General features: G+C 68.1%; 24 protein-coding genes. 16 read left to right on the top strand and 8 right to left on the bottom strand.

The window, feature by feature from the left end:
• The first annotated feature begins 173 nt into the window (after positions 1–173).
• From D7X99_RS23130 to D7X99_RS23095, 8 genes are all read left to right on the top strand, one after another.
• Positions 174–428, top strand: coding sequence for a hypothetical protein (locus D7X99_RS23130; RefSeq protein ID WP_233596798.1), 255 nt, complete (start codon positions 174–176; stop codon positions 426–428).
• Between the two features lie 8 nt (positions 429–436).
• Positions 437–763 carry a hypothetical protein gene (locus D7X99_RS23125; protein WP_233613636.1) on the top strand — a complete coding sequence of 109 codons (327 nt, stop codon included), beginning with the start codon at positions 437–439 and terminating at the stop codon, positions 761–763.
• Positions 764–1,163: 400 nt separating this feature from the next.
• Positions 1,164–2,864 carry a serine/threonine-protein kinase gene (locus D7X99_RS23120; protein WP_121779672.1) on the top strand — a complete coding sequence of 567 codons (1,701 nt, stop codon included), beginning with the start codon at positions 1,164–1,166 and terminating at the stop codon, positions 2,862–2,864.
• A gap of 30 nt (positions 2,865–2,894) precedes the next feature.
• Positions 2,895–3,899: a glutathione synthase gene (gene gshB / locus D7X99_RS23115; protein WP_233607428.1), complete on the top strand. Its 1,005-nt coding sequence runs from the start codon at positions 2,895–2,897 to the stop codon at positions 3,897–3,899.
• 2 nt (positions 3,900–3,901) lie between these two features.
• A complete protein-coding gene (locus tag D7X99_RS23110) occupies positions 3,902–4,681 on the top strand; it encodes a tRNA1(Val) (adenine(37)-N6)-methyltransferase (RefSeq protein ID WP_121779671.1) in 780 nt (259 codons plus the stop codon).
• Positions 4,682–4,796: 115 nt separating this feature from the next.
• Positions 4,797–5,303 (top strand): DoxX family protein, encoded by a 507-nt coding sequence (locus D7X99_RS23105; protein ID WP_120576154.1) that lies wholly within the window; start codon positions 4,797–4,799, stop codon positions 5,301–5,303.
• 111 nt (positions 5,304–5,414) lie between these two features.
• Positions 5,415–7,223, top strand: coding sequence for a CapA family protein (locus tag D7X99_RS23100; RefSeq protein WP_121779670.1), 1,809 nt, complete (start codon positions 5,415–5,417; stop codon positions 7,221–7,223).
• 214 nt (positions 7,224–7,437) lie between these two features.
• Complete coding sequence (locus D7X99_RS23095; RefSeq protein WP_121779669.1) at positions 7,438–8,718, top strand: MFS transporter; 1,281 nt, start codon at positions 7,438–7,440, stop codon at positions 8,716–8,718.
• 6 nt (positions 8,719–8,724) lie between these two features.
• Here the strand turns inward: D7X99_RS23095 and D7X99_RS23090 are convergent, their stop codons facing one another.
• The gene (locus tag D7X99_RS23090; RefSeq protein ID WP_120576151.1) at positions 8,725–9,054 is read right to left on the bottom strand and encodes a metalloregulator ArsR/SmtB family transcription factor; all 330 of its coding nucleotides are present in this window, start codon (positions 9,052–9,054) and stop codon (positions 8,725–8,727) included.
• A gap of 56 nt (positions 9,055–9,110) precedes the next feature.
• Between D7X99_RS23090 and D7X99_RS23085 the strand changes: the two genes are divergently transcribed.
• From D7X99_RS23085 to D7X99_RS23065, 5 genes are all read left to right on the top strand, one after another.
• On the top strand, positions 9,111–9,548 hold the full coding sequence (locus tag D7X99_RS23085; RefSeq protein WP_121779668.1) for an SRPBCC domain-containing protein: 438 nt from the start codon (positions 9,111–9,113) through the stop codon (positions 9,546–9,548).
• A 68-nt stretch (positions 9,549–9,616) separates the two neighbouring features.
• Positions 9,617–10,636, top strand: a complete 1,020-nt coding sequence (locus D7X99_RS23080; RefSeq protein WP_121779667.1) for an alpha/beta fold hydrolase — start codon at positions 9,617–9,619, stop codon at positions 10,634–10,636.
• A gap of 10 nt (positions 10,637–10,646) precedes the next feature.
• A complete protein-coding gene (locus tag D7X99_RS23075) occupies positions 10,647–11,504 on the top strand; it encodes a helix-turn-helix domain-containing protein (RefSeq protein WP_121779666.1) in 858 nt (285 codons plus the stop codon).
• Positions 11,505–11,569: 65 nt separating this feature from the next.
• On the top strand, positions 11,570–11,986 hold the full coding sequence (locus D7X99_RS23070; RefSeq protein WP_121779665.1) for a VOC family protein: 417 nt from the start codon (positions 11,570–11,572) through the stop codon (positions 11,984–11,986).
• A 45-nt stretch (positions 11,987–12,031) separates the two neighbouring features.
• Positions 12,032–13,825: an alkaline phosphatase D family protein gene (locus D7X99_RS23065; protein WP_121779664.1), complete on the top strand. Its 1,794-nt coding sequence runs from the start codon at positions 12,032–12,034 to the stop codon at positions 13,823–13,825.
• A 5-nt stretch (positions 13,826–13,830) separates the two neighbouring features.
• Here D7X99_RS23065 and D7X99_RS23060 read toward each other — a convergent pair whose 3' ends face one another.
• Both D7X99_RS23060 and D7X99_RS23055 read right to left on the bottom strand, forming a co-directional pair.
• Positions 13,831–14,556 carry a double-CXXCG motif protein gene (locus tag D7X99_RS23060; protein ID WP_121779663.1) on the bottom strand — a complete coding sequence of 242 codons (726 nt, stop codon included), beginning with the start codon at positions 14,554–14,556 and terminating at the stop codon, positions 13,831–13,833.
• Between the two features lie 6 nt (positions 14,557–14,562).
• Complete coding sequence (locus tag D7X99_RS23055) at positions 14,563–15,213, bottom strand: TIGR02269 family lipoprotein (RefSeq protein WP_121779662.1); 651 nt, start codon at positions 15,211–15,213, stop codon at positions 14,563–14,565.
• A gap of 103 nt (positions 15,214–15,316) precedes the next feature.
• Between D7X99_RS23055 and D7X99_RS23050 the strand changes: the two genes are divergently transcribed.
• Entirely contained in the window at positions 15,317–15,913 is a 597-nt protein-coding gene (locus D7X99_RS23050) for a plasmid pRiA4b ORF-3 family protein (RefSeq protein WP_233607429.1), read from the top strand.
• 8 nt (positions 15,914–15,921) lie between these two features.
• Here the strand turns inward: D7X99_RS23050 and D7X99_RS23045 are convergent, their stop codons facing one another.
• Entirely contained in the window at positions 15,922–16,650 is a 729-nt protein-coding gene (locus D7X99_RS23045) for a double-CXXCG motif protein (RefSeq protein WP_121755862.1), read from the bottom strand.
• 26 nt (positions 16,651–16,676) lie between these two features.
• Positions 16,677–17,327 (bottom strand): TIGR02269 family lipoprotein, encoded by a 651-nt coding sequence (locus tag D7X99_RS23040; protein WP_121779660.1) that lies wholly within the window; start codon positions 17,325–17,327, stop codon positions 16,677–16,679.
• Between the two features lie 32 nt (positions 17,328–17,359).
• On the opposite strand from D7X99_RS23040, the gene D7X99_RS23035 reads away from it, so the two are divergent.
• Positions 17,360–18,040, top strand: coding sequence for a hypothetical protein (locus D7X99_RS23035; protein ID WP_147476233.1), 681 nt, complete (start codon positions 17,360–17,362; stop codon positions 18,038–18,040).
• Between the two features lie 4 nt (positions 18,041–18,044).
• Here D7X99_RS23035 and D7X99_RS23030 read toward each other — a convergent pair whose 3' ends face one another.
• The 3 genes from D7X99_RS23030 to thrA are packed head-to-tail and all read right to left on the bottom strand — an operon-like array spanning position 18,045 to position 21,929.
• Complete coding sequence (locus D7X99_RS23030; RefSeq protein WP_121779658.1) at positions 18,045–18,773, bottom strand: double-CXXCG motif protein; 729 nt, start codon at positions 18,771–18,773, stop codon at positions 18,045–18,047.
• A gap of 24 nt (positions 18,774–18,797) precedes the next feature.
• Positions 18,798–19,448, bottom strand: a complete 651-nt coding sequence (locus D7X99_RS23025) for a TIGR02269 family lipoprotein (RefSeq protein ID WP_121779657.1) — start codon at positions 19,446–19,448, stop codon at positions 18,798–18,800.
• A 24-nt stretch (positions 19,449–19,472) separates the two neighbouring features.
• Positions 19,473–21,929, bottom strand: a complete 2,457-nt coding sequence (gene thrA, locus D7X99_RS23020) for a bifunctional aspartate kinase/homoserine dehydrogenase I (RefSeq protein ID WP_121779656.1) — start codon at positions 21,927–21,929, stop codon at positions 19,473–19,475.
• A gap of 457 nt (positions 21,930–22,386) precedes the next feature.
• On the opposite strand from thrA, the gene D7X99_RS23015 reads away from it, so the two are divergent.
• Complete coding sequence (locus D7X99_RS23015) at positions 22,387–22,668, top strand: hypothetical protein (RefSeq protein WP_121779655.1); 282 nt, start codon at positions 22,387–22,389, stop codon at positions 22,666–22,668.
• The last annotated feature ends 9 nt before the right edge of the window (positions 22,669–22,677 follow it).

Raw genomic sequence — 22,677 nt, 5'->3', positions numbered from 1 at the left:
AGACGTGTATAAGAGACGGGTTTCAGGATTGGGCACTTTCCTGGCTGAGTTTTTTTCAGCCCCAAGGGTTTCGAGCCCCTCCAACCCCCCGGAACGACAGGCCTGTCGCAGGGTACGGTTCTGGCAACAGCGCGGGTATGACCCTGGCCGGCCCTCCGCACGATTCTCCAGGATTGCAGGCATTCACGGTGCTCATCGCCCGGGGGGTGCAGTCCACCGTGGACGGACTTTCGGCCGAGGTCCGGCGGGCGGTGCTGGCCGAGTTGTTCCGCATGGGCGCGGAGGCCTCCGAGAATCACTCGGGACACACGCCCTGTCCTCCCTACACCCTGCGCCTGGACGTGGCGGACTGCCGGATGCACGTGGAGCTGGACCCCATGCGCACCCGCCTGTCCCTGACGGGCCTCACCCGGCCCCGGCCGCACTAGAGGCCGCGGTGAACGAGCGGTGGACGTATGGGCAGATGCTGCCCCGGCGCGCAGGCTACGAAGAGAGCTGGGAGCTCACCTACCGCGTGGAGCAGCTGCGGGAGCTGGTGGGCCACGAGCTGCGCCTGGACTCGGCGCTCGCGGAGGAGCTGGACGACACCCTGGCCCGCCTGGTCCAGCGCAACCAGCGCCTGCGCGGCCTGCATCGCATGATGACCGCGGACCGCGAGCCGGAGGACCTGGTCCTGCACCGCGCCGCGCTGGAGGACCTGGACCGGCAACTGCTCCAGGAACTGCCCGGGCTGCTGGAGCGGCTTCGCGCCACGATCCTGTAGCGTTCTGTCCCTGCGCCGGATGCCTGTGGGTTTCCGACTTGTGCACGGGCCCCGCTTCTTTTCACCAGTCTAATTGGAGTGTTGATCAACTGGTGGAAGAGGTAGGGGCAGCGGAGTTGGGGACAAGTCAGCAAGCTTCGGGAATCATTCACGAATCGGCGATCTGCTACATGTGGGTAAATTGCCGGTTTCCCCCGGGCATCCACAACGCCGTTTCCGTGCCCCGGGTTGTCCACAGGGCCGTCCACACCATCCACAGGTGATCCACAGGGACCTGGGGGTCGTGCGGGCTGGCATGCGGGCCCCTCCTTCGCGGGTTCCACCGGCAAGAAAGACCCGGGATGCAACAGCCCTGTTATGGTCCGGGCGGCTTTCTTCACGACGCGGGCGCCCTCTTTCCATGGCGCTGGAGGATGAGCTCATCGACTTCCATCGGGGCGAGCGCATCGGGAAGTACGAGGTGCTCACGCAGCTGACCGTGGGCGGCATGGCGGAGCTGTTCCTGGGCTACACGTCGGGCCCGGGCGGCTTCCGCAAGTACGTGGTCATCAAGCGCATCCTCCCGGACGCGCGCTCCAATGAGCAGTTCGTCCGCATGTTCCTGGACGAGGCGCGCATCACCGCGGCCTTCAACCACCCGAACATCGCGCAGGTGTTCGACCTGGGGGAGGAGGACGACGGGCTCTACCTGGCCATGGAGTTCATCGGCGGGCAGAACCTCAACCAGGTGACCAGCGCGTGCATGAAGAAGCGCCAGCCGGTGCCGCTGGCCTTCACCCTGTCCGTGGCCCGCGACGTGTGCCTGGCGCTGCACTACGCGCACACCTTCACGTCCGCCGGCGGCGAGGCGAGCCCCGTCATCCACCGCGACGTGGCGCAGAAGAACATCATGGTGACGTACGACGGCACCGTGAAGCTGCTCGACTTCGGTATCGCCAAGGCGAAGAACAGCCTGGAGCGCACCAACGTGGGCACGGTGAAGGGCACCACCGGGTACATGTCCCCGGAGCAGGTGCGCGGCGATTCGCTCGACGGCCGCAGCGACCTGTTCTCCGTGGGCGTGGTGATGCACGAGCTCATCACCGGCGAGCGGCTCTTCGCGGGCAAGACCGAGCGCGACGAGATGGTGAAGATCCTCGAGGACGCCATCCCGTGGCCGTCGGTGCTGCTGCCGCACGTCTCCGAGGACATCTCCCGCGTGGTGATGCGCGCGCTGGAGCGCAACGTGGACCGCCGCTACCCGTCCGGGCGGGACATGGCGCGCGCCATCGAGAAGGTGGCTGGCGGCAAGCTGATGGACGCGGACCAGCGCGCCGCGCTCATGAAGAGCCTGTTCGCGGAGCGCATGGCGGCCACGCGCTCCCTGCTGGAGAGCGCGGACGTCACCACGAGCAGCCAGGTGCTGGCTTCAGCGAAGCGGGCGCTCCAGAAGGATGACGGCCCCTACCTGCCGGAGCGCAAGGCCACCGCGCTCAGCGTCGTGGAGGCGCGCAAGAAGGCGGAGATCGCGAAGATTCGCGCGGAAGGCCCCGGCAGCGACGAGACCGCGCCCCCGGTGAAGCGCTCGAAGTTGGGCAGGGTGTGGGCGCTCATGTCGCTGTCGCTGTTCCTGGGCCTGGCCTACGGCGCGTTCCGGCTCACCCAGCTGCTGGAGGCCGAGGAGAAGGCGCCCCCTCCCCCACCCATGGGCCTGGGCGCCATGGTCCCCATCCTGCCGCCCAACGCCCCCGTGCCCGGCGGAGACGTGGCCGTCGTGGAGCCGGACAAGGACACCAAGGATCGCGATACCAAGGACAAGGACCGCGACCGGGCAGGCGCGAAGGACCGCGACAACGACCGGGACGAGGTCACCACCAACCGGGGCAGCCGCAAGGGCAAGGGCAAGGGCGAGGTGACGCTCTTCCTGGACGAGCCCGCGGAGATCTTCCTCAACAACAAGTCCCTGGGCCGCGCGCCGCTGGTGAAGCGCTCCCTGCCGGTGGGACAGGCGGAGCTGATTCTGGTGGGCGAGGACAAGAAGCGCCGCGTACTCGCCGTGCCGGTGGAGACGGGCAAGCCCGTGCGCCTCAACCTCAAGCTGAGGGAGTTGCCGGGCCGCTAGACCCCCGTCCGTTCCGGCGTGGACGAAGACATGCTCGAAGGAGCGGCACGGGCGGAGGGCGTCCGCTATCTTCCGCCCTTCATGGCCCTCTCCCTAGGCTTCCTGATGGACCCGCTCGAGAGCGTGCGGGTGGACCACGACACGACGTTCTCGCTGATGCTGGAGGCACAGCGGCGGGGGCACGACGTCTACTACTTCGAACAGGGGTGGTTGCGCTTCAACGGCCGGTGCTCGGAGGCGCGCATGCGCCGGGTCCGGGTGCGGCGTGAGGTGGGGCACCACTTCGACGTGCTGAGCGAGGACGTGCGGCCGCTGTCGAAGCTGGACGTGCTCTTCCTGCGCAAGGACCCGCCGGTGGACGCGGACTATCTGCACGCCACGCAGTTGGTGGAGCTGTGTCCGGACCGTGCCCCCATCTTCATCAACAACCCGTCCGGCATCCGCGACGCGAACGAGAAGCTCTTCACGCTGAACTTCCCGGACCTGATGCCGGAGACGCGCGTCACGCGCGAGCTGTCCGTGGTGCTGGAGTTCGCGGCGAAGAACGCGCAGGGCACCATCCTGAAGCCCATCGACGGGTTCGGGGGCAAGGGCATCCTGTTCCTCGCGCCGGGGGACCGCAACGCGCGCTCCATGGTGGAGCTGCTCACGCAGGGCGGGAAGGAGCCCATCCTCGCGCAGGCGTACGTGCCGGAGAGCCGTCTGGGCGACAAGCGCATCATCCTGGTGGACGGAGACCCGGTGGGCGCGGTGCTGCGCGTGCCGTCGGACGCGGACCACCGGGGCAACATGGCCGCGGGCGGCACGCCGATGAAGGCGGACATCACCGAGCGCGACCTGCTCATCTGCAAGCGCCTCAAGCCGTCGCTCCAGGAGAAGGGGCTGACGCTGGTGGGCATCGACGTGCTGGGCGACTACCTCACGGAGGTGAACGTCACCAGCCCCACGGGCCTGGTGGAGGCCAGCCACCTGGACGGCGTCTCCTGCGAGGCGCGCGTGCTGGACGTGGCCGAGCGGATGCACGGCGCGCGCTGACCGTGGGGCCCGTCAGACTGGAGGACGGCGAGACGCTGGACTCCATTGGCACCGCGGACGTGCGCGTGTTCCAGCGCCGCACGGGCTACCGCTTCACGTTGGACGCGGTGCTGCTGGCGCACTTCGCGGCCACGGAAGGGCATGACCTGCCCGGGCCGGTGCTGGAGCTGGGCGCGGGCAGCGGCGTGGTGTCGCTGCTCCTGGTGAAGCAGTTCGGCGTCGCGGGCCCGGTGGATGCGCTGGAGTTGCAGCCCGCGGTGCACGGACGGCTGACGCGCGCGGTGGCGCTCAACGGGTGCGAGGGCCGGGTGCGGCCGGTGCTCGGGGACCTGCGGCAGGCACGGTCGCTGTTCGCGGCCGGGGCCTTTGGGCAGGTGGTGTCCAACCCGCCGTTCCGCCGGGCCGAGGCGGGCGTGGTGAGCCCGGACGCGGAGCGGGCCATGTCCAAGTCGGAGGTGGCGTGCGATGCGCCGTCCGTGGTCGCGGCGGCGCGGCATGCCCTGCGGCCCGGTGGCGGCGTGAGCCTGGTGTATCCGGCGGCGCGGCTGGCGGAGGTGCTGGGAGTGCTCGCGGGCGCGCGGTTGTTCCCCCGGGTGCTGCGCTCCGTGCACGCGCGGGTGGATGCGCCGGCCACGCGCTTCCTGGTGCAGGCACTGCGGGACCAGGACCGGGGCCTGTCGGTGCGTGCGCCGCTCATCGTCCATGGCGAGGGACCCGGCGGCTACAGCGCGGAGGTGGCGGCGCTGATGGACGTGCCGCTGGCGGAGCGTGGCGGGGGTTGAGTGCCCGGCCGCCGGGCGTCGGGGCCTGCGAGCGTCGGGGCCGGATGGGCGGATGCGTCACAACGTAAGGGGCACTTCACCTACCGGACGTCCGCGTCCCGACGAGGAGAGCCCCATGAACGTGACGATGCTCAACGAACAACCGTCGCTGTTGAAGTCGGCCGCGTTGCTGCCGCCGCGCCTGTCGCTGGGCGCGACGATGATTCATCACGGCCTGGCGAAGCTGAAGAAGGAAGGCATCGAGGAGCAAGCGGGCATGTTCGAGCAACTGGGCATCAAGCCCGGCAAGCCGTGGCTGCTGGCCACGGGCATCACGGAGCTGGTGGCAGGGGTGAGCTCCATCCTGGGCATCGCGACGCGCTTCACGGCGGTGTCGGTCATCGTCACTCAGGCGATGGCCATCGCGAAGGTGCACAGGAAGAACGGCTTCGACATCACCAAGGGCGGCTACGAGTTCAACGTGGCGCTCATCGCCATCGCGCTGGGGACGCTGATGCGCGGGCCGGGGCGGCTGTCCCTGCACAGCGCGCTGGAGCGCCGGGTGAAGCGCCGGGAGCTGAGGCACTTCCGGCTGCTGCCGCGTCAGCGCAGGGGCTCGGTGCTGCTCGACGCGCTCGGGTAGCCGGGGCCAGGGCCTTCAAGGGGTGTAGGGGTGTCGCCTGCCCGGCTGCCAGCAAACCGGGCACGCCGGTGGCGCCCCTGCCCCCGCTTCATCCCGTAAGATGCGCGGGCCATGGCCCCCCCGTCCGTCCTGCTGATGCTGGCGCTCGCCGCGCCCGCCGCGTCCGTCCCCAACTTCTCCACAGCCGAGTCCTCCAGCACCGCGCGCCTCACCGCGGCGGGCGTGGCCTCCGTGCGCTCCGTCATCCGGGATGCGAGCACCGGGCGGCTGGAAGCCGCGGGCATGGCCTCCGTGCGAGGGGCGATGGGGACCTCGCGGGTGACGCGGCAGCTGGATGTGGCGGGGCTCGCGTCCGTGACGGCCGCCACGCGGAACCGTCCCAATGACTCCGAGACGCCTGTCTCCGTGCGGATGCCCGCGGGCGTCGCCGAGTCCATCCCGACGCCGCCCCGCGAGTCGAACACGGTGCCAGCCACGGGCGCCGCGCAAAGCCAGACAGAATCCCTCTCCGAAGCAGGCCGCATCGCCGTGGAGGCCAGCCTCGGTGCCCTGCGCGCCGCGGCCATCACGATGCACGGCAAGGCCGGCGCGTCCGGTCTCGCCACCGTGGGCAACCCGGACGAGCACTACGCCCGGGGCGTCGCCGCCCTCCAGTCCAAGGACTCGCGCACCGCCATCGCGGAGCTGTCCGCGTGCGTGCAGGCCGCGCCGTCCCGCGCCGACTGTCGTTGGGAACTCGGCTGGGCCTACTCCGTCGAGGGCCTCTGGGCGGACACCCTCACGCAGTGGACGCAGGTGCGCGCGCTCAATCCCAATCAGCCGGACCTGGAGGGCGCGCTCACGCAGGCCCGCAACCAGGCCGCGCTCCAGGCGAAGCTCGCGCAGCCCGTGGACAGCACACCCCGCCCGCCCCCGCCGCCGGGCGCGAAGCTGCGCATCCGCGCCGCCGGTGACCTGATGCTCGGCACCACCGTGCCGGAGGGCTACCTGCCCCCCGAGGGCGGCGGCAGCGTCATCGCGGCCGTGCGTCCCCTGTTGGAGGACGCGGACCTCACCTTCGTGAACCTGGAAGGGCCGCTCTGCGACACCGGCCGCACCACCAAGTGCCGCTCGCCCGCGAACTGCTACGCGTTCCGCTCCCCCACGTCCTTCGGCGATTACCTGAAGCAGGCCGGCGTGGACGTGGTCTCCACCGCGAACAACCACTCCGGCGACTTCGGCGAGGAGTGCCGCCGCGCCACCGAGTCCACGCTGGACGCGCTGGGCATCGCCTGGAGCGGTCCGCCGGGCAGCGTGGCCACCGTGGAGCGCAACGGGCTGAAGATTGGGCTCGTGGCCTTCCACACGTCCGCGGGCTGCAACCACCTCAACAACCTGCCCACCGCCACCGCGCTGGTGAAGCAGACCGCCGCCACGCACGACATCGTCATCGTCTCCTTCCACGGCGGCGCGGAGGGCGGCAAGGCCCTGCACGTCCCGGCCGGCAAGGAGATGTTCTTCGGCGAGGACCGCGGCGACCTGCGCGTCTTCACCCACGCGGTGGTGGACGCGGGCGCGCACCTGGTGCTCGGCCACGGTCCGCACGTCGCGCGCGCCATGGAGTTCTACCAGGGCCGCCTCATCGCCTACTCCATGGGCAACTTCGCCACCTACGGCCGCTTCAACCTCAAGGGTCCGCAGGGCCTGGGCATGATCCTCGAAGTGGAGCTGGACAGCCGTGGCGGCTTCTCCAACGGCCGCATCCTCCCCACGAAGCAGATGGGTGAAGGCATCACCCAGCCGGACCCGGCCGCCAACGTAGTCTCGCTGGTGCGCAAGCTCACCACCGAGGACTTCCCCGACACGGGCGCCCGCATCGCCGACGACGGCCGCCTCTCTCCGCGCAAGTCGCCCATCACGGCCTCCAGCACCGCGCCGTAGCGCCGAGTCTTCACGACAACGCCGCACCCGCACCCACGGAAGCCACTGCCTCCGCGGGTGTTTTGTGTGTCACGCATCGCGCATCACCGTCAGGGAATGCGTGCTTTGTTGAAGCCGGGCTGCTGCCTGGGCTGGCGTGCGCTTCATTGCGCCTCCAAGGGTGCCGCGCCGTGCAAGGCATGCGTGGGCGGCGTGCGCTAAGACAGCCTTCGACGTGCCTGCCCATCGACTCCCACGACTGACTTCGCTGCGCCCCTTCGAATACCCCGGCTATTTCGCCGTGTGGCTGGGCGCGCTCATCTCCAACATCGGCACCTGGATGGAGACGGTGGCGATGGGCGTGTACGTCACGCAGACCACCGGCCGCGCGGAGTGGACGGGCGCCATCGTCGCGCTGTCCTTCCTGCCCGCGGTGGTGCTGGCGCCGGTGGGCGGCGCGTTGGCGGATCGCTTCGACCGTCGCGCGTACGCGGGGCTGGGCGCGCTGCTGCAGGCGGCGCTCGCGGCCGTGCTGACGGTGCTGGCGTTCCGCGGGCAGCTGTCGGTGTCCGTCATCGGCGTCATCTCGTTCCTCAACGGGTGCGTGAGCACGCTCACCTATCCGGCCTTCTCCGCGCTGCTGGCGGAGCTGGTGCCGCCGGAAGACCTGCACCTGTCCACCAGCCTCAACTCGGCGCAGTTCAACCTGGGCCGCATCATGGGGCCCACGCTGGCCGCGGTGGTGTTTCAGGCGGGCGGGCCCGCGTGGGCGCTGCTCGCGAACACGCTGTCCTTCTTCGCGGTGCTGGTGGCGCTGTGGCGCGTGGTGCCACCGGCGCGGGACCCGTCCGTGAAGCGCGAGCCGCTCTGGGATGGCATCCGCCGCGGCATCACCGTGGCGCGCGACGACGAGGACATCTCGCTGGTGCTGGTGGCCACCTTCTTCGTGGCCGCGCTGGTGGCGCCCTTCATCGGACTGGTGCCGGTGTTCGCCATCCGTGAGCTGGGCCAGGGCGCGGCGGCCACGTCTCTGCTGGTGACGTGCCAGGGCGCGGGCGCGGTGACGGCGGCGCTGTGCGTGGGCACGCTCGCGGAGCTCTGCGGGCAGCGCAAGCTGCGCGGCTACTCGGCGACGACCATCGCGGTGCTGTCGGGCGTGTACTGGCTGGCGCCCACGCTCCAGGTGGCGGCGGTGTGCATCTTCTTCCTCGGCGCCAACTACCTCATCCTGATGAGCAGCCTGAGCGCGTCCTGCCAGGGCCGCGTGCCGCGTGAACTCCAGGCCCGCATGGGCAGCCTCTACAGCATGGTGCTGGGCGCGGGCTATTCGCTGGGCGTCTGGTTCCAGGGCGCGCTGGCGGACCGCATGCACCTGCGCTTCGTGACCATCGGGAGCAGCGCCGTCTTCCTCGCGCTGGTGCTCACCACGCGCCTGCTCAAGCCCGCGCGCTTCGAGAACGAGCCCCTGGCCCTGGCCCCGGCGGACGTCCAGCCGTTCTCCGACAGCGCGCACTGACGCGCGTCAGTCCTCCTCCAGGTCCCGCTTCAGCTTCGTCAGCAGCTTCACCGCGTGGGTGGCGTAGGAGCTGATCCACCGCGAGTGGATGTCCTGGATGGGCGCCGCGTTGAGGTGGTTCCACCGCGTGCGTCCCTCCTTGTGGGACAGCACCAGCTCCGCCTTCTCCAGGACCTTGAGGTGCTGCATCACGGTGCAGCGGTCCAGGGTCTTCTCGAAGTGCTCGCACAGCTCCCCGGTGGTCCGGGGCGCGTCCTTCAACAGGTCCAGGATGGCCCGCCGGCGCGAGTCCGCCAGCGCCTTGAAGATGAGGTCGTCCTGGTCGCTCCTTGACATGTTATATTTATATAACCTATTTGCGGGCAGGACCAGTTCACGACCAGGGGTGCCCCATGGAGCCGAAGTTCCAGGTGCAGTTGAAGATCCGCAAGCCGGTGGCGCAGGTGTTCGAGGCGGTGGTGAACCCCACGAAGCTGAGCGGCTACTTCGTGAAGACGAGCAGCGGTCCGCTGGCGCAAGGCACCACGGTGAAGTGGAGCTTCGCGGAGGCGCCGGGCGAGTTCGACGTCATCACGCGCGAGGTGATTCCCAACGAGCGCATCGTCTTCGAGTGGCCCGCGGACGACAGCTACAACACGCGCGTGGAGATGCGCTTCGTGCCGTTGGACGCAAGCAACACGATGGTGAAGATCAGCGAGTCCGGATGGAAGCCGGATGAGAAGGGCATCAAGGCGTCCTACGGCAACGCGGGCGGCTGGATGCACATGATGCTCTGCCTCAAGGGTTATCTGGAATACGGCATCAACCTTCGCGAGGGCGGGGCGCTCTGAAATCCGCGACGCGGGGGAATGTCGCGGCCAGACTGCCGTTCCCTCGCGCCCCGTTCCGAAGGAGCCCCATGTCGTCCGTTCGCGTCCCCGCCCTGCTCCTGTCCGCCCTGCTCCTCTCCGCGCCCGCCGCGAACGCACAGGAGCCCAAGCGCGCCCCGGAGGCGCTGGGCCTGGGCATGGAGGGCTACCCCTACCCTGCTCCCGTGCAGTTCCTGTCCGTGAAGCTGGAGGGCCAGGACCTGCGCATGGCGTACATGGACGTGAAGCCCACGGGCAACGCGAACGGGCGCACGGTGGTGCTGCTGCACGGCAAGAACTTCTTCGGCGCGTACTGGAAGGACACCATCCGCGTCCTCACCGGCGCGGGCTACCGCGTCGTGGTGCCGGATCAGATTGGCTTCGGCAAGTCGTCCAAGCCGGCCATCGCGTACAGCTTCCACACGCTGGCGTCGCTGACGAAGCAGGTGCTGGATGAAGTGGGCGTGAAGCAGGCCGTGGTGGTGGGTCACAGCATGGGCGGCATGCTCGCGACGCGCTTCGCGCTGATGTACCCGGAGGTGACGACGCAGCTGGTGCTGGAGAACCCCATTGGCCTGGAGGACTACCGCGAGTCCGTCCCCTGGAAGTCCACCGAGGACCTCTACCAGGAGAACCTGAAGGCCACGGAGGAGGGGCTGCGCAAGTACCAGCGCGGCTACTACGTGAAGTGGAAGCCCGAGTACGACGAATACGTCCAGGTCCTCTACCGCCAGACGCTCAGCGGTGAGTACCCGCGCCTGGCCTGGGTGTCCGCCGCCACGCAGACGATGATCTACGAGCAGCCGGTGGTGCACGAGTTTCCGTTGGTGAAGGTGCCCGCGCTGGTGGTGATTGGTCAGGAGGACCGCACGGTGGTGGGCAAGGGCAGCGTGCCGCCCGCGCTGCTGCCGAAGCTGGGGCAGTACCCGGCGCTGGGGAAGAAGACCGCCGCGGCCATCCCGGGCGCCACGCTGGTGGAGATCCCGAACGTGGGCCACATCCCGCACTTCGAGTCGCCGGAGAAGTGGCACGCGGCCCTGTTGGACTTCCTGCGCAAGGTTTCGAAGTAGCCTGCGCGGCATGCATCGCATCCGCGTGGTGCGCCACGCGTCCGAGCGGGGCGGCTGGGAGATGGCGCTGGCCACGCCGCCCCCGGCGCTGGCGCCGCTCATCCGGGACTACTGCGGCTATCGCGAGGCCATGCCCCAGCCCATGCGCCGGCAGGAGCTGCCCGGCGTGCAGGTGGTGCTCATCCTGGAGTTCGGACCGCTGCTGAAGCACCTGGACGACGCGGGCCAGGTGACGCGGCATCGCTCCGGCTTCGTCGCGGGGCTGGACGAGCGCTGGAGCACCACCGAGCACAACGGCGAGTCCCACGGGCTCCAGGTGAACCTCACGCCGCTGGGGGCCAGGCGCCTCTTCGGACTGCCCATGCACGAGCTGTCCCACCGGGTGACGGGCCTGGAGGACCTGTGGGGCGGTGAGGCACGGAGGCTGGTGGAGTCCCTGGCGGAGGCGCGGGACTGGGCGGCGCGCTTCGCCATCGCGGACGCGTTCCTGCTCCAGCGAGCGGAGCGGGGGCCGACAGTGGATGCAGGCGTGAATTGGGCGGTGGAGCGCATCCAGAGGACAGGAGGCCAGGTGGACATCGCCACGCTGGCGAGCGAGCTGGGCCACAGCCACAAGCACCTCATCCACCAGTTCCACGAACAGGTGGGGCTGCCTCCGCGAAGGCTTGCGCGCCTGGTGCGCTTCGACCGGGCGGTGGAGCGGATCAAATCCGGAGGCCCGGTGCGCTGGGCGGAGTTGGCGCTGGAGCTGGGCTATTTCGACCAGGCGCACCTGAACCGGGACTTCCGCCAGTTCACCGGCGGGCCGCCGTCCGCGCTCCTGCGGCGTGCGCTTCCGGACGCGGGCGGGTTCGAATCCGGCGCGTAGGTAAAATCCGTCCAAGAAAGGCCGGGGGCGTATGGGCAGGATGCGCGGTGAAAGGAAATCACACCATGTCCCTGCCCAGCCTCTATCCCTTCCTCCACTACGCCGACCCCGAGTCCGCCCTGCGCTTCCTGAAGCAGGCCTTCGGCTGCGAGGAGCGGGTCGTCTACCGCAAGCCTGACGGCGCCATCGCCCACGCGGAGCTCACGCTGGGACACGGGCTCGTGATGTTCGGCGGCGCGGAGGGCGGCCGGCTGAAGATGGCCGCGTCGAAGGACGTGCCCCTGAAGAACCAGGGCATCTACGTGGTGGTGACGGACCCGGATGCGCTGTACGCGCGAGCGAAGGCGGCGGGCGCGTCCATCGCGATGGAGCTGCACGACACGGACTACGGCTCGCGGGACTTCAGCGCGGTGGACCCCGAGGGGAACGTCTGGAGCTTCGGCACGTACCAGCCGCTCGCGGTGCCTCCGCCGAAGGGGTGAGGCGCCTTCGTCGACGGGCGGGGGTGTCCATGCAAGGCTTTCCCCATGAAGCTCTTGCTGGGACCCATCCTGTACGCCCGGGCGCAGGCCACGCCGGACCCGAAGTCCCACGACGTGTGGAGCTTCTTCGTCAACGTGTTCCTGGACAGCACGTCGGCGAAGAAGCCTCCGGCGTTGAGGCTGTGTTTCAGGGACGCGAAGGGCAAACAGGTCGCCGTCTTCGACGAGGTGAAGCCCGCCGCGGACCTCACCGCCCTGCCCAAGGACACCCGGGGCGTGGTGTGGCGCTGGGAGGTCATCCTGCCGCGCACGGACGTGGCGCAGCGTCTGTCCTATCACTTCGAATCGACAGACACGCCCGGCGTGCCGGTGACCTTCGAGCGTCCGCAGCCGCGAGCGGACCGGCCGTGGTCCTCGAAGGTCATCCCGCCGGAGCCGCTGGTGGTGTCCGACGTGGTCGTCCCCGCGAAGGGCGTGTCGCCGAACATCGCGTTCTTCTCCTGCAACGGCGCCAGCCGTGCGAGTGATTGGAGCAACCTGGCGCAGCCCTTCGCCCTATGGGAGCGGATGCTGCAGCAACACCAGCAGGACCCGGTGGATCCGGCGAAGACGCCAGGCTTCCAGCTGCTGCTCGGGGGAGGCGATCAGCTCTACGCGGACTCGCTGCACAACACGCTGGATGTGTTGAACGCGTTCATGAAGCTGCCCCGGTCGCAGCGGTTGACGATGGCGGTGCCGGACGGGCTTTCGGAGCGGTTGTTCGCGGAATACGTCTGGCTCTACCGGGAGCGCTGGGGCGGGAGCCAGGGCATCGCGCCGGTGCTGCGGCGGGTGCCGGGCCTGTTCATGTGGGACGACCACGACATCTTCGACGGGTGGGGTTCGCACGAGGAGCTGCAGCAGGCGCCCTGGTATCGGGCCCTCTACAGCGCGGCGGCGCGAGCGTTCGAAGCCTTCCAGCGGGGCTTCCTGGAGCAGCCGGCGAAGGCGCGCGAGCCAGACGACCGGGGCGTGGTGAAGCCCGCGCAGCACTATTTCCAGACGTTCTGTTTCTCCACGGCGGACTGCGACCTGGACGTGGTGTTGCTGGACTTGAGGAGCGGCCGGACCAGCCGGGTGCTGGACACCGGAGACGCGCATCCGCAGACCGAGTTCACGGTGATGAGCCGGTCACAGTGGGACGCCTTCGACGCGTGGCGCGAGGAGCACCGCCAGCGGCCGGAGAACGGCAAGAAGGCGAGGCACGTGTTGGTGGTGTCGTCAGTGCCGCTGGTGCACTTGCGCTTCGGTCCGGCGATGGAGCGGATGAGCGGAGGGGGCATCGAGCTGCGCGACGACCTGTTGGACCAGTGGGAATCCTCGGTGCACCGGGGCGAGCGCACGCGGTTGTTGATGAACCTGTTCTCGCTGGCGAAGAAGTCCTACTGCGCGGTGACGGTGTTGTCGGGGGACGTGCACGTCGGAGCGAGGGCGCGCGTGCGTTCACGCAACCCGGACCACCTGGTGCCCGCGCTGGGGACGGTGGGGGAGGTGTTCATCGAACAGGCGACGTCTTCGCCCATCGTGCATCCGCCGCCGGGGTGGCTCGCGTTCAAGGGGATGCTGGCGTTGTCGGAGGACTCCCGAGAGGACCTGCCAGGGTTCCTGCAGACGGAGCTGTTGCCGGTGGGCAAGGAGCTGTACCTGCGGGACCGCAACTGGCTGTCCATCCGGCTGGAGCGGCCCAAGCACCGCGACACGACCGCGCGTCCGAAGCTGTGGGTGAAGTGGATCGCGGAGAAGGAGAACCTGCCCATGGAGGTGGTGGTGGAGCCACCGCCCTTCCCTGCCGTGGGTTGAGGGTTTCAGCGGACCGGGAGCTCACGGAAGGAGATGCCGGTCCAACCGCCCTGCTCCACCGCATCCTTGAAGCGGTCCGTGCCGATGAGGACGGTGCCGTAGTCGCCCAGGCGGAAGAGGTCGATGTCCGTGGGCAGGGAGGCCGCATCGAGGATGAGGTCGTCTGGAAGGCGAAGGCCTACGCGCCCGCACGTGGGACAGGGCGGTGCCAGGTCGGGAGGAAGGCAATCGCGGTGCATCCGGCCGCGCAGTTCGAGTTGGAGCTCGAGGACTTCCGGGGGCGTTTTCTGACGGAACCGCAGCTCTGTCTTACAGCCGAGAAGGCCTCGGATACCGGCGGCCTGGAGGGCTTCGAGCGTGTCGCGCCGCAAGACGATCAGACAATCCTCAAGTCCGACGAAGCCTTCGAACTGACCAGAGGCGCGGCCTACCAGCGGGCCGAAGTGGGTGGCAGGTGGAAGTTGTGTGTCGGGTGGCACCAGGGGACGCACCAACTCACGAAGACGGATGAGTTCGGAGAGAGGCTCTGCTCGAGGCTCCTCGAACGCTGCCCTCTCTGGCAGTTCGGACAGGTCGACTGCTGGATAGAACTGAGCAGAGGTGCCCCAGGTGGCTCCACATCCCGGACAGTTCTTCAGGCCTGGCAACCCCCATTTATGCGTGGCCTCGACGAGACCGTTGCGGCGGAAGTTGACGGTCTTGTCGTGGCGAAGGTCGAAGAATCGAGTCATGGGTGATCAGTTGTACTTCTCGATGGGGCCGCCCAAAAGCTGGAAGCGGTAGATGAGCTCCCCGGCGTGTTTGAAGATCTCCTCAGCCTGGGCGCCATTGTTCTTCCGTTTGAAGTCACGCCAGGCCTCGTTCCACATGCCTCCCTTGGGACCGTTGCTATGGATGCGCCGGTGGACGTGCACGGGGATGGGGATCGTGTACTGGTGGATGTCGACGCCCCTTTCCTTGAACCACTCAGCAAGGTCCCGCGCCTGCGGGAAGATGTGGTGCTTCTCGAACTTGCCCGCCGGCAATCGCCGCTGAGGAGGCACGGGCTTGGGGGTCCCGTGCCAGGGGAACACCATCACGGGTTCCACATCACCCGGCAGGCCCATGCTGCCGCCCCAGTTGCGCCGGGGCCCGCTTCCCGGAGCGGGAGCCACCGCCACGGGTGGAGGCCGGGGCGGCAGACCCCGCGCCAGCACTATCTCCCCAGGTACGTCCTCGCACCGGAAGAAGCCGCACTCCGTGTCCCCACAGACCAGGGTCACACAGGCGTCGCTGCTCGCGTCAGCGCACTCCGCTTCAGCTTCATCCCAGCGCTGCTGGAGCGGCGTGCTGGACGCGCACGCTGCCATCCACAGCGTCAGGGCCAGGAACGTCAGGCTTTTCCTCATGGCGGAGAAGCCTAATTGACCGTGTCATTCTCAACGCGTTCAATTCCCCGAGCACTCAGAGAATTTCTCGTTGATGAAAGGGATGGAAAAGAGGACTCCACTCATGGCCACTCGAAAGAAAACGGCTGCCACACCATCGATCCACGTGCTGCACGTCGAGTTGGTCGATATCGCGCCTGCGGTCTGGCGAGAGCTTCAAGTACGAAGTGACACTCCGCTCTCGAAGTTGCACGACATCCTGCAAGCATCCTTCGGCTGGACCAACAGCCACATGCACCTGTTCGAGGACAGCTCACGGCAGCAGTATGGAGATCTGGTCGACGGGGGTGCCGACGACTTCAGTCTTGGCGGTCCCCCGCTGTTGGATGAACGCAAGTACACCGTCGCGGATCTCGGCCCTCGGGCTCGCAGTGTCTTTGGCTACATCTACGACTTCGGTGACGACTGGGTGCACCGCATTCGTGTCAAGAAGGTGCAGCCTCCTGAAGCCGGCAAGCGCTACCCCACATGCACCGCCGGAGCACGTGCTGCTCCGCCCGACGACTGCGGCGGTGTCCCTGGCTATGAAGACCTGCTCGAGGCGCTTCAAGATCCGGAGCACGAAGATCACGATGAACTGCTGGAGTGGGTTGGCGGCTCCTTCGACCCTGAAGCGTTCGACCTGAAGGCCACGGACAAGGCGATCCGCACCATCAAGTGACTGGTCCCTCAGGAACGGACCGGAAGCTCGCGGAAGGAGATGCCGGTCCAACCGCCCTGCTCCACCGCGTCCTTGAAGCGGTCCGTGCCGATGAGGACGGTGCTGTAGTCGCCCAGGCGGAAGAGGTCGATGTCCGAGGGCAGGGAGGCCGCGTCGAGGAGGAGGTCCTCCGGGAGGCGAAGGCCCACGCGTCCACAGGTGGGACAAGGCGGTTCCAGGTCCGGGGGAAGGCAGTCGCGGTGCATCCGGCCGCGCAGTTCGAGTTGGAGCTCGAGGATGTCCGGAGGTGTTTTCTGACGGAACCGCAGCTCCGTCTTGCAGCCGAGAAGGCCTCGGATGCCGGCTGCCTGGAGGCTGTCGAAGGCGTCACGGCGCACGAGGATCCAACATCTTTCCAGACCCGAGAAGGGAGCGAACTGCCCCCATGCACGGCCTACCAGCGGGCCGAACTTCGTTCCGGGGGCAAGCTCGGAACCGGGGGGGGCCAGCGGGCGCACCAGCTCCCGGAGACGTGCGAATTCGTGGAAGGGTTCAGGCCGGGGTTCTTCGAACTCGCCTCGCTCGGGAAGGTCCGACAGGTCTACTGCGGGGTAATGGTCTCCCCAGGTGGACCAGGTGGCGCCACATCCCGGGCACTCCTTGATGCCAGGCAGGCCCCACTTCGGTGCGGCATCGAAGTCCCCGCTGGAGGGGTTCCAGATTGCTTTGTCGCGACGAAGCTCAAAGAAGCGGGTCATGGTCTCTGGAGTCAAATCACCGGAGGTCAGTTGTACCGCTGGATGGGACCACCCAACAGCTGAAACCGATAGATGAGTTCCCCAGCGTGTTTGAAGATCTCTGGAGGCTTGGCGAACCTGTTCGCCAAGCTGAACTCGCGCCAGGCCTCATTCCACATGCCCCCGTTGGGCCCATTGCTGTGGATGCGCCGGTGGACGTGCACGGGAATGGGGATCGTGTACTGATGGATATCGACGCCTCGCTCCTTGAACCACGCGGCAAGGTCCGGGGCCTGCGGGAAGATGTGGTGCTTCTCGAACTTGCCCGCCGGCAATCGCCGCTGAGGAGGCACGGGCTTGGGGTTGCCGTACCAGGGGAACACCATCACGGGTTCCGGATCACCCGGCAGCCCCATGCTGCCGCCCCAGTTGCGCCGGGGCCCGCTTCCCGGCGCGGGAGCCACGGCCACAGGTGGCGGCCGGGGTGGCAGACCCCGCGCCAACACCACCTCCCCCGGCACGTCCTCGCACCGGAAGAAGCCGCACTCCGTGTCCCCACAGACCAGGGTCACACAGGCGTCGCTGCTCGCGTCAGCGCACTCCGCTTCAGCTTCATCCCACCGCTGCTGGAGCGGCGTGCTGGACGCGCACGCCGCCATCCACAGCGTCAGGGCCGCCAACGTCAGAATCTTTCGCATGGCGGCAAAACCTACTCATATCCGGCGTTCCTGTGACCAACGTCAGGCTTGAAGACCTGGGCAACGCAACGACCCTCGACTCCCTTCGCGAACCCCGATGGGAAGCGGAACTCCGTGCCTTCGAGGGACTCAATCCCTGCATCCTCCGGAGCATCGACACAGGCGTGGATGTTCCTGGAAGCATCGACACGGGCGACGGTCCCTACGTCATCCAGAACAACGGCTCGCTCAAGACAGCGGACCATCTCCATCTCTGGACCGACGACTCCCTTCCCGGGCTGGTCATCATCCGCGGAGACCTTCATGCCCGAACGCTGTCATTCGGCAACGGAGCCCGGATCTTCGTCGAGGGCTCCGTCCTCGTGGAGGACTGTCTCTTCGGCCAGTACGGGGACCGCAACGCAGTCCTCAGCGCGAAGGGAGAACTCCAGGCCCGGGCTGTCTTCCTCGCGCACGGCGCCCGTATCTACGCGGACGGAGGCGTGCGGGCCTTGATCTACGCGCCGCAAGGGAGCTGGGAATCCCTGACACCTGATATCGAGAACGAAGGCATGGGGGATGGCGCTGAGTACTTCGATCCCTCGGTGCTCGACCGCTACGGAGATCTCCACTTTCGTCAGGCTGTGGAAGCCTCACGTGCCGGGCGGTCCCTGTTCCTTCCCGGGATCGAGGAGCGTTTTCCCCAGCGGTTGTCTTCACGACGGACAGCGTAGGACTTCAGGAACGCACGGGCAGCTCACGGAAGGAGATGCCGGTCCAATCGCCCTGCTCCACCGCGTCCTTGAAGCGGTCCGTGCCGATGATCATGGTGCTGAAGTTGCCTACGCGGAACAGGTCCGTGTCCGTGGGCAACGAAGCATTGTCGAGGATGGGATCATCCGGACGGCGGAATCCCTGTCGTCCGCAGGTGGGACAGGGCGGCGCCAGGTCGGGAGGAAGGCAGTCGTGGTGCAGGAGACCGCGCGGTTCAATTTGAAGCTCGAGAATGTCCGGAGGCGTCTTCTGCCGGAACCGCAGCTCCGTCTTGCATCCCAGCAGTCCACGGATGCCCACAGCCTGGAGACCGTCGAGTGCGTCGCGGCGGATGAGCATCAGCGAATTCCCCAACCACGTGAAGGGACCGAACTGACCGGAGGCGCGGCCTTCGAGTGGACCGAATTTCGTTCCGGGAGGGAGTTCAGCATGTGGAGGGACCAGTGGACGCACCAGGGCCTGAAGACGGAGGAACTCGTGAAGGGGTTCAGGTCGGGGCTCTTCAAATTCCGGATGCTCGGGGATGAGCGAAAGATCCACGGCCGGATACTCGTGCCCTGCTCCTGACCAAGTGTTGCCACACCCCGGGCAGTTCTTGAGACCCGGCAGTCCCCACTTATGTCCTGCGTCGAAGTCCGCGCTGTAGCGGGAGGTGGCTGCTTCATCATCGCGGAGCCAGAAGAAGGAGGTCATGTGTTGTGGGTGCTCGCCAGGAAATCAATGGTACTGCTGGATGGGGCCACCCAGGAGTTGAAAGCGGTAGATGAGTTCTCCTGCGTGTCTAAAGATCTCCTGAGGCAAGGCTTTCGGATTCACTTCCTTGAACTCACGCCAGGCCTTGTTCCACTCCCCTCCCTTGGGTCCATTGGAGTGGATCCGCTGGTGGATGTGGCGGGGGATCGGAATGGTGTACTGGTGGATGTCCACACCCTGTTCTTTGAACCATTCAGCAAGGTCCCGTGCCTGCGGGAAGATGTGGTGTTTCTCGAACTTCCCCGCTGGCAGCTGCCGCTGAGGAGGCACGGGCTTGGGGTTCCCGTACCAGGGGAACACCATGACGGGTTCCGGATCACCCGGCAGCCCCATGCTGCCGCCCCAGTTACGCCGGGGCCCGCTTCCTGGCGCGGGAGCCACGGCCACAGGAGGTGGCCGGGGTGGCAGTCCCCGCACCAGTAGCACCTCCCCCGGCACGTCCTCGCACCGGAAGAAGCCGCAGGCCGTGTCCCCACACACCAGGGTCACACAGGCGTCGCTGCTCGCGTCAGCGCACTCCGCTTCAGCTTCATCCCAGCGCTGCTGGAGCGGCGTGCTGGACGCGCACGCCGCCATCCACAGCATCAGGGCTAGGAACGTCAGGCTCTTCCTCATGACGGAAAAGCCTACCACCCACGCTCAGGGCAACGGCCCCTCCACCAATCGCAACACATCCGCGAGCACCCCCGCCGCCGTCACCGCCGCGCCCGCGCCATACCCTCGAATCACCAGCGGCGTGGGGCTGTACCGCTCCGACAGGAAGCTCAGCGCGTTCTCGCCGCCCTTCACCGCCGCCAGCGGATGCTCCAGCGGCACAGGCACAAGACCCACGCGCACGCCCTCCGGTCCCACGCTGCCCACGTAGCGCAGCACCTTTCCTTCCTTCCGGTGCGCGTCCACCCTCCGCTGGAAGATCTCATCCGCCTGCGGCAGCCGCGCCAGGAACTCCGGCAGCGGCCCCTTCGCGTCGAACTCCTCCGGCAACAGCGACGCCAGCGCCACCTCCTCCAGCTCCAGCGACCGCCCCAGCTCCCGCGCGAGGATAAGCACCTTGCGCGCCACGTCCGTGCCCTCCAGGTCGTCTCGTGGATCCGGCTCCGTGAAGCCCTTCTCCATCGCCGTACCCACCGCCTTCGACAGCGGCACACCGGCTTCCGTCAGCCCCAGGATGAACGACAGCGAACCGGACAGGATGCCCTCCACCCGGTGCACCGTGTCTCCTGTGCGCAGCATGTTCTTCAACGTGTCGATGACCGGCAGCCCCGCCCCCACGTTCGTCTCGTAGAGGAACTTGCGCTGGTGCCGCACCGCCGTCTCCCGCAGCGCCTTCCAGTGCTCCTGCCGCCCCGCATTGGCTTTCTTGTTCGCCGTCACCACATGCAGCCCGGACGCCATCAACGCCGGATACCCCAGCGCCACGTCCTCGCTGCTCGTGCAGTCCACGAAGATGGGCCGGCCCGGACGCCGCGCCTTCGCCCACGCTCGGAACGTGTCCAGCGTGAAACCAGACTCGCTCGCCTCCAGCCGCGCCTTCCATCCGTCCAGCGCCACGCCCTCCGGCGCCACCAGGCTGTGTCTGCTGTTGGCAATGGCACACACCCGCAAATCCAACCCATGCGCCCGCAGCTTCGGCGCCTGCTGATGAATCTGCCGCAAAAGCTCCCCGCCCACCGTGCCCACGCCCGCCACCAGCAGCTCCACCACCTCCGTGGTGCCAAAGGCCTTGCGGTGCACGTGTGCCATTGCACGCGGCCCGTCCTCGCGCGAAATCACCGCGGAGATGCTCCGCTCGCTCGACCCCTGCGCGATGGCCGCGATGCTGCAATCCACGTCCGCCAGCGCGCTGAAGAACGTCCCCGCCACGCCCACCCGGTGCCGCATCCCGTCTCCCACGATGCTCAACACCGCGAGCCCCGGCTGATGCTCGATGGGGTCCACCTTCCCCGCCTCGCGCTCCACCTCGAACGCGTCCTCCAGCGCCAGCACCGCCCGCGCGGCCTCCGCCTCCCCCACGCAGAAGCTGATGGAGGACTCGCTGGAGCCCTGCGTAATCAACACCACGGAGATGGATGCCCTCGCCATCGCCTCGAAGACGCGCGCGGCCGTGCCCGGCACGCCCTTCAACCCCGCCCCCGCGATGTTGATGAGCGCGATGTCCGGCAGGAACGACAACCCCCGCACCGGGTGCCGCGACACTGGCGCCGTGGCCGTCACCCGCGTGCCCGGATGCTCCGGCCGGAAGCTGTTGCACACCCGCACCGGGATGCCTCGCTCCCTCGCGGGGGCAATCGTCTTCGGATGCAGCACCTTCGCTCCAAAGTAGGCCAGCTCCATCGCCTCCTCGAAGCTCACCTCCTCCAGCGCGAACGCCTCCGGCACCAGCCGCGGGTCCGCGCTGAAGATGCCGTCCACGTCCGTCCAGATCTCCAACAGCCGCGCATCCAACGCCGCCGCCGCCAGCGCCGCCGAGTAGTCCGACCCTCCCCGCCCCAGCGACATCGTCTTGCCGCGCGCATCCCCACCGAAGAAGCCCGGCATCAACATCAGCCCCGGCCCGCCCTCACGCAGCGTCGCGAACCGCGCGCGGATCTCCTCCACCCGGGGCGTCGCCTGCAGCGGGTCCCCCGAGCACACCAGCGCCTGCCTCGGGTCCACGATCACGGGCGAGAGCCCCCGTGCCTCCAGCATCGCCGCGAGCAGCAGACACGACGCCCGCTCCCCCAGCCCCGACAGGTGCGCCAGCACCGACGGCGAGCACTCCCGCAGCAACCCCACGCCCTGCAACAGCCCTCGCAGCTCGACGCCAAGCGCCACCAAGCCCTCCGCCAGGGGCCGCGTCTGCGCGGGCTTCAGGTCCACGCTCAGCACCTTCGCGATGGCGGAGTGCGTGTCGTCGAACCGGGCGCAGGCCTCCTGCACGGACTCGCCCTCCTGCGCCACCTTCGCCGCCTCCACCAAGAGATTCGTGATGCCCGACACCGCGGACGCCACCACCATCACCCGCTCGGCCTTGCGCGCCTCCTCCACCAGCGCCACCACGCCGCGCATCCGTTCCGCATCTCCGACACTGGTGCCACCGAATTTCATCACGCGCATGACACGGACTCCTTCCGGAACGGCGGGACTCGGTGGCTGGGGCGGCACATCGGAAGCGGCGTCATGCGGGTCCTCGGGGGTGACGACTGGCAGGTGGGGCAACGAAAAAGCCCCGCGCTCGGGAGGAGCGCGGGGCCGGGTTCGGAAGGAGGGACCTTCAGGAGGTCCACTTCGGAAGTCAGGCGGTCCGCGCTCCGCGAGGAGTCAGGCCGGTGCGAGTGCAAGTCTCGGTCATCATGGTCTGGACGCGCGCGCCCACGGAGGACGTCGTCCCCTCGTGCCGCTGGCTGTTCCCGCTGCGTCCGACCATGGAGTCCCCATCCTAGTCGCTTCCGCCCGCCAAGGTCAGGGGGCAGGCAGCCAATCCCCCGCTCCACGGTCCCCACCGTGGTGCATGCGGCCAGGGCTGCCGACATTGAGCGTGTGTGAGCTGTCCCACCCCCTTCAGGAGCAACCCATGGCCACCCGCAAGAAGAGCGACACCGCCCACAAGCCCGGCTTCGCCAAGGACCGCGTGGAGCGGGGGCTGGAGGCGGACGACACCAAGCCCCTGTACGCGGACGACGCCAAGCACTCCACCGAGGAGCAGAAGTTCGCCTTCGACAGCGACGCCCCCGTCGGCGGGGATCGCAACAACCCCCAGAGCGTCCTCGACGACGTCGATGACGAGGAGCGCGAGGAGCGCGGCCGCCTCAAGGCCGAAGCCCGCCAGGAAGAGAACGAGCCCACCCGGGAATGAATAAAAACC

The sequence above is a fragment of the Corallococcus sp. AB032C genome, assembly GCF_003668935.1.
Lineage (GTDB): Bacteria > Myxococcota > Myxococcia > Myxococcales > Myxococcaceae > Corallococcus > Corallococcus exiguus.
This window is presented reverse-complemented; position numbering and strand designations above follow the sequence as displayed.

What these genes read in the sequence shown, in the direction of transcription:
- D7X99_RS23120 (WP_121779672.1), top strand. Translation starts at nt 1,164, where the DNA reads ATGGCGCTGGAGGATGAGCTCATCGACTTCCATCGGGGCGAGCGCATC.
- gshB (WP_233607428.1), top strand. Translation starts at nt 2,895, where the DNA reads ATGCTCGAAGGAGCGGCACGGGCGGAGGGCGTCCGCTATCTTCCGCCC.
- D7X99_RS23105 (WP_120576154.1), top strand. Translation starts at nt 4,797, where the DNA reads ATGAACGTGACGATGCTCAACGAACAACCGTCGCTGTTGAAGTCGGCC.
- D7X99_RS23100 (WP_121779670.1), top strand. Translation starts at nt 5,415, where the DNA reads ATGGCCCCCCCGTCCGTCCTGCTGATGCTGGCGCTCGCCGCGCCCGCC.
- D7X99_RS23090 (WP_120576151.1), bottom strand. Translation starts at nt 9,054, where the DNA reads ATGTCAAGGAGCGACCAGGACGACCTCATCTTCAAGGCGCTGGCGGAC.
- D7X99_RS23085 (WP_121779668.1), top strand. Translation starts at nt 9,111, where the DNA reads ATGGAGCCGAAGTTCCAGGTGCAGTTGAAGATCCGCAAGCCGGTGGCG.
- D7X99_RS23080 (WP_121779667.1), top strand. Translation starts at nt 9,617, where the DNA reads ATGTCGTCCGTTCGCGTCCCCGCCCTGCTCCTGTCCGCCCTGCTCCTC.
- D7X99_RS23075 (WP_121779666.1), top strand. Translation starts at nt 10,647, where the DNA reads ATGCATCGCATCCGCGTGGTGCGCCACGCGTCCGAGCGGGGCGGCTGG.
- D7X99_RS23070 (WP_121779665.1), top strand. Translation starts at nt 11,570, where the DNA reads ATGTCCCTGCCCAGCCTCTATCCCTTCCTCCACTACGCCGACCCCGAG.
- D7X99_RS23065 (WP_121779664.1), top strand. Translation starts at nt 12,032, where the DNA reads ATGAAGCTCTTGCTGGGACCCATCCTGTACGCCCGGGCGCAGGCCACG.
- D7X99_RS23060 (WP_121779663.1), bottom strand. Translation starts at nt 14,556, where the DNA reads ATGACTCGATTCTTCGACCTTCGCCACGACAAGACCGTCAACTTCCGC.
- D7X99_RS23055 (WP_121779662.1), bottom strand. Translation starts at nt 15,213, where the DNA reads ATGAGGAAAAGCCTGACGTTCCTGGCCCTGACGCTGTGGATGGCAGCG.
- D7X99_RS23050 (WP_233607429.1), top strand. Translation starts at nt 15,317, where the DNA reads ATGGCCACTCGAAAGAAAACGGCTGCCACACCATCGATCCACGTGCTG.
- D7X99_RS23045 (WP_121755862.1), bottom strand. Translation starts at nt 16,650, where the DNA reads ATGACCCGCTTCTTTGAGCTTCGTCGCGACAAAGCAATCTGGAACCCC.
- D7X99_RS23040 (WP_121779660.1), bottom strand. Translation starts at nt 17,327, where the DNA reads ATGCGAAAGATTCTGACGTTGGCGGCCCTGACGCTGTGGATGGCGGCG.
- D7X99_RS23030 (WP_121779658.1), bottom strand. Translation starts at nt 18,773, where the DNA reads ATGACCTCCTTCTTCTGGCTCCGCGATGATGAAGCAGCCACCTCCCGC.
- D7X99_RS23025 (WP_121779657.1), bottom strand. Translation starts at nt 19,448, where the DNA reads ATGAGGAAGAGCCTGACGTTCCTAGCCCTGATGCTGTGGATGGCGGCG.
- thrA (WP_121779656.1), bottom strand. Translation starts at nt 21,929, where the DNA reads ATGCGCGTGATGAAATTCGGTGGCACCAGTGTCGGAGATGCGGAACGG.
- D7X99_RS23015 (WP_121779655.1), top strand. Translation starts at nt 22,387, where the DNA reads ATGGCCACCCGCAAGAAGAGCGACACCGCCCACAAGCCCGGCTTCGCC.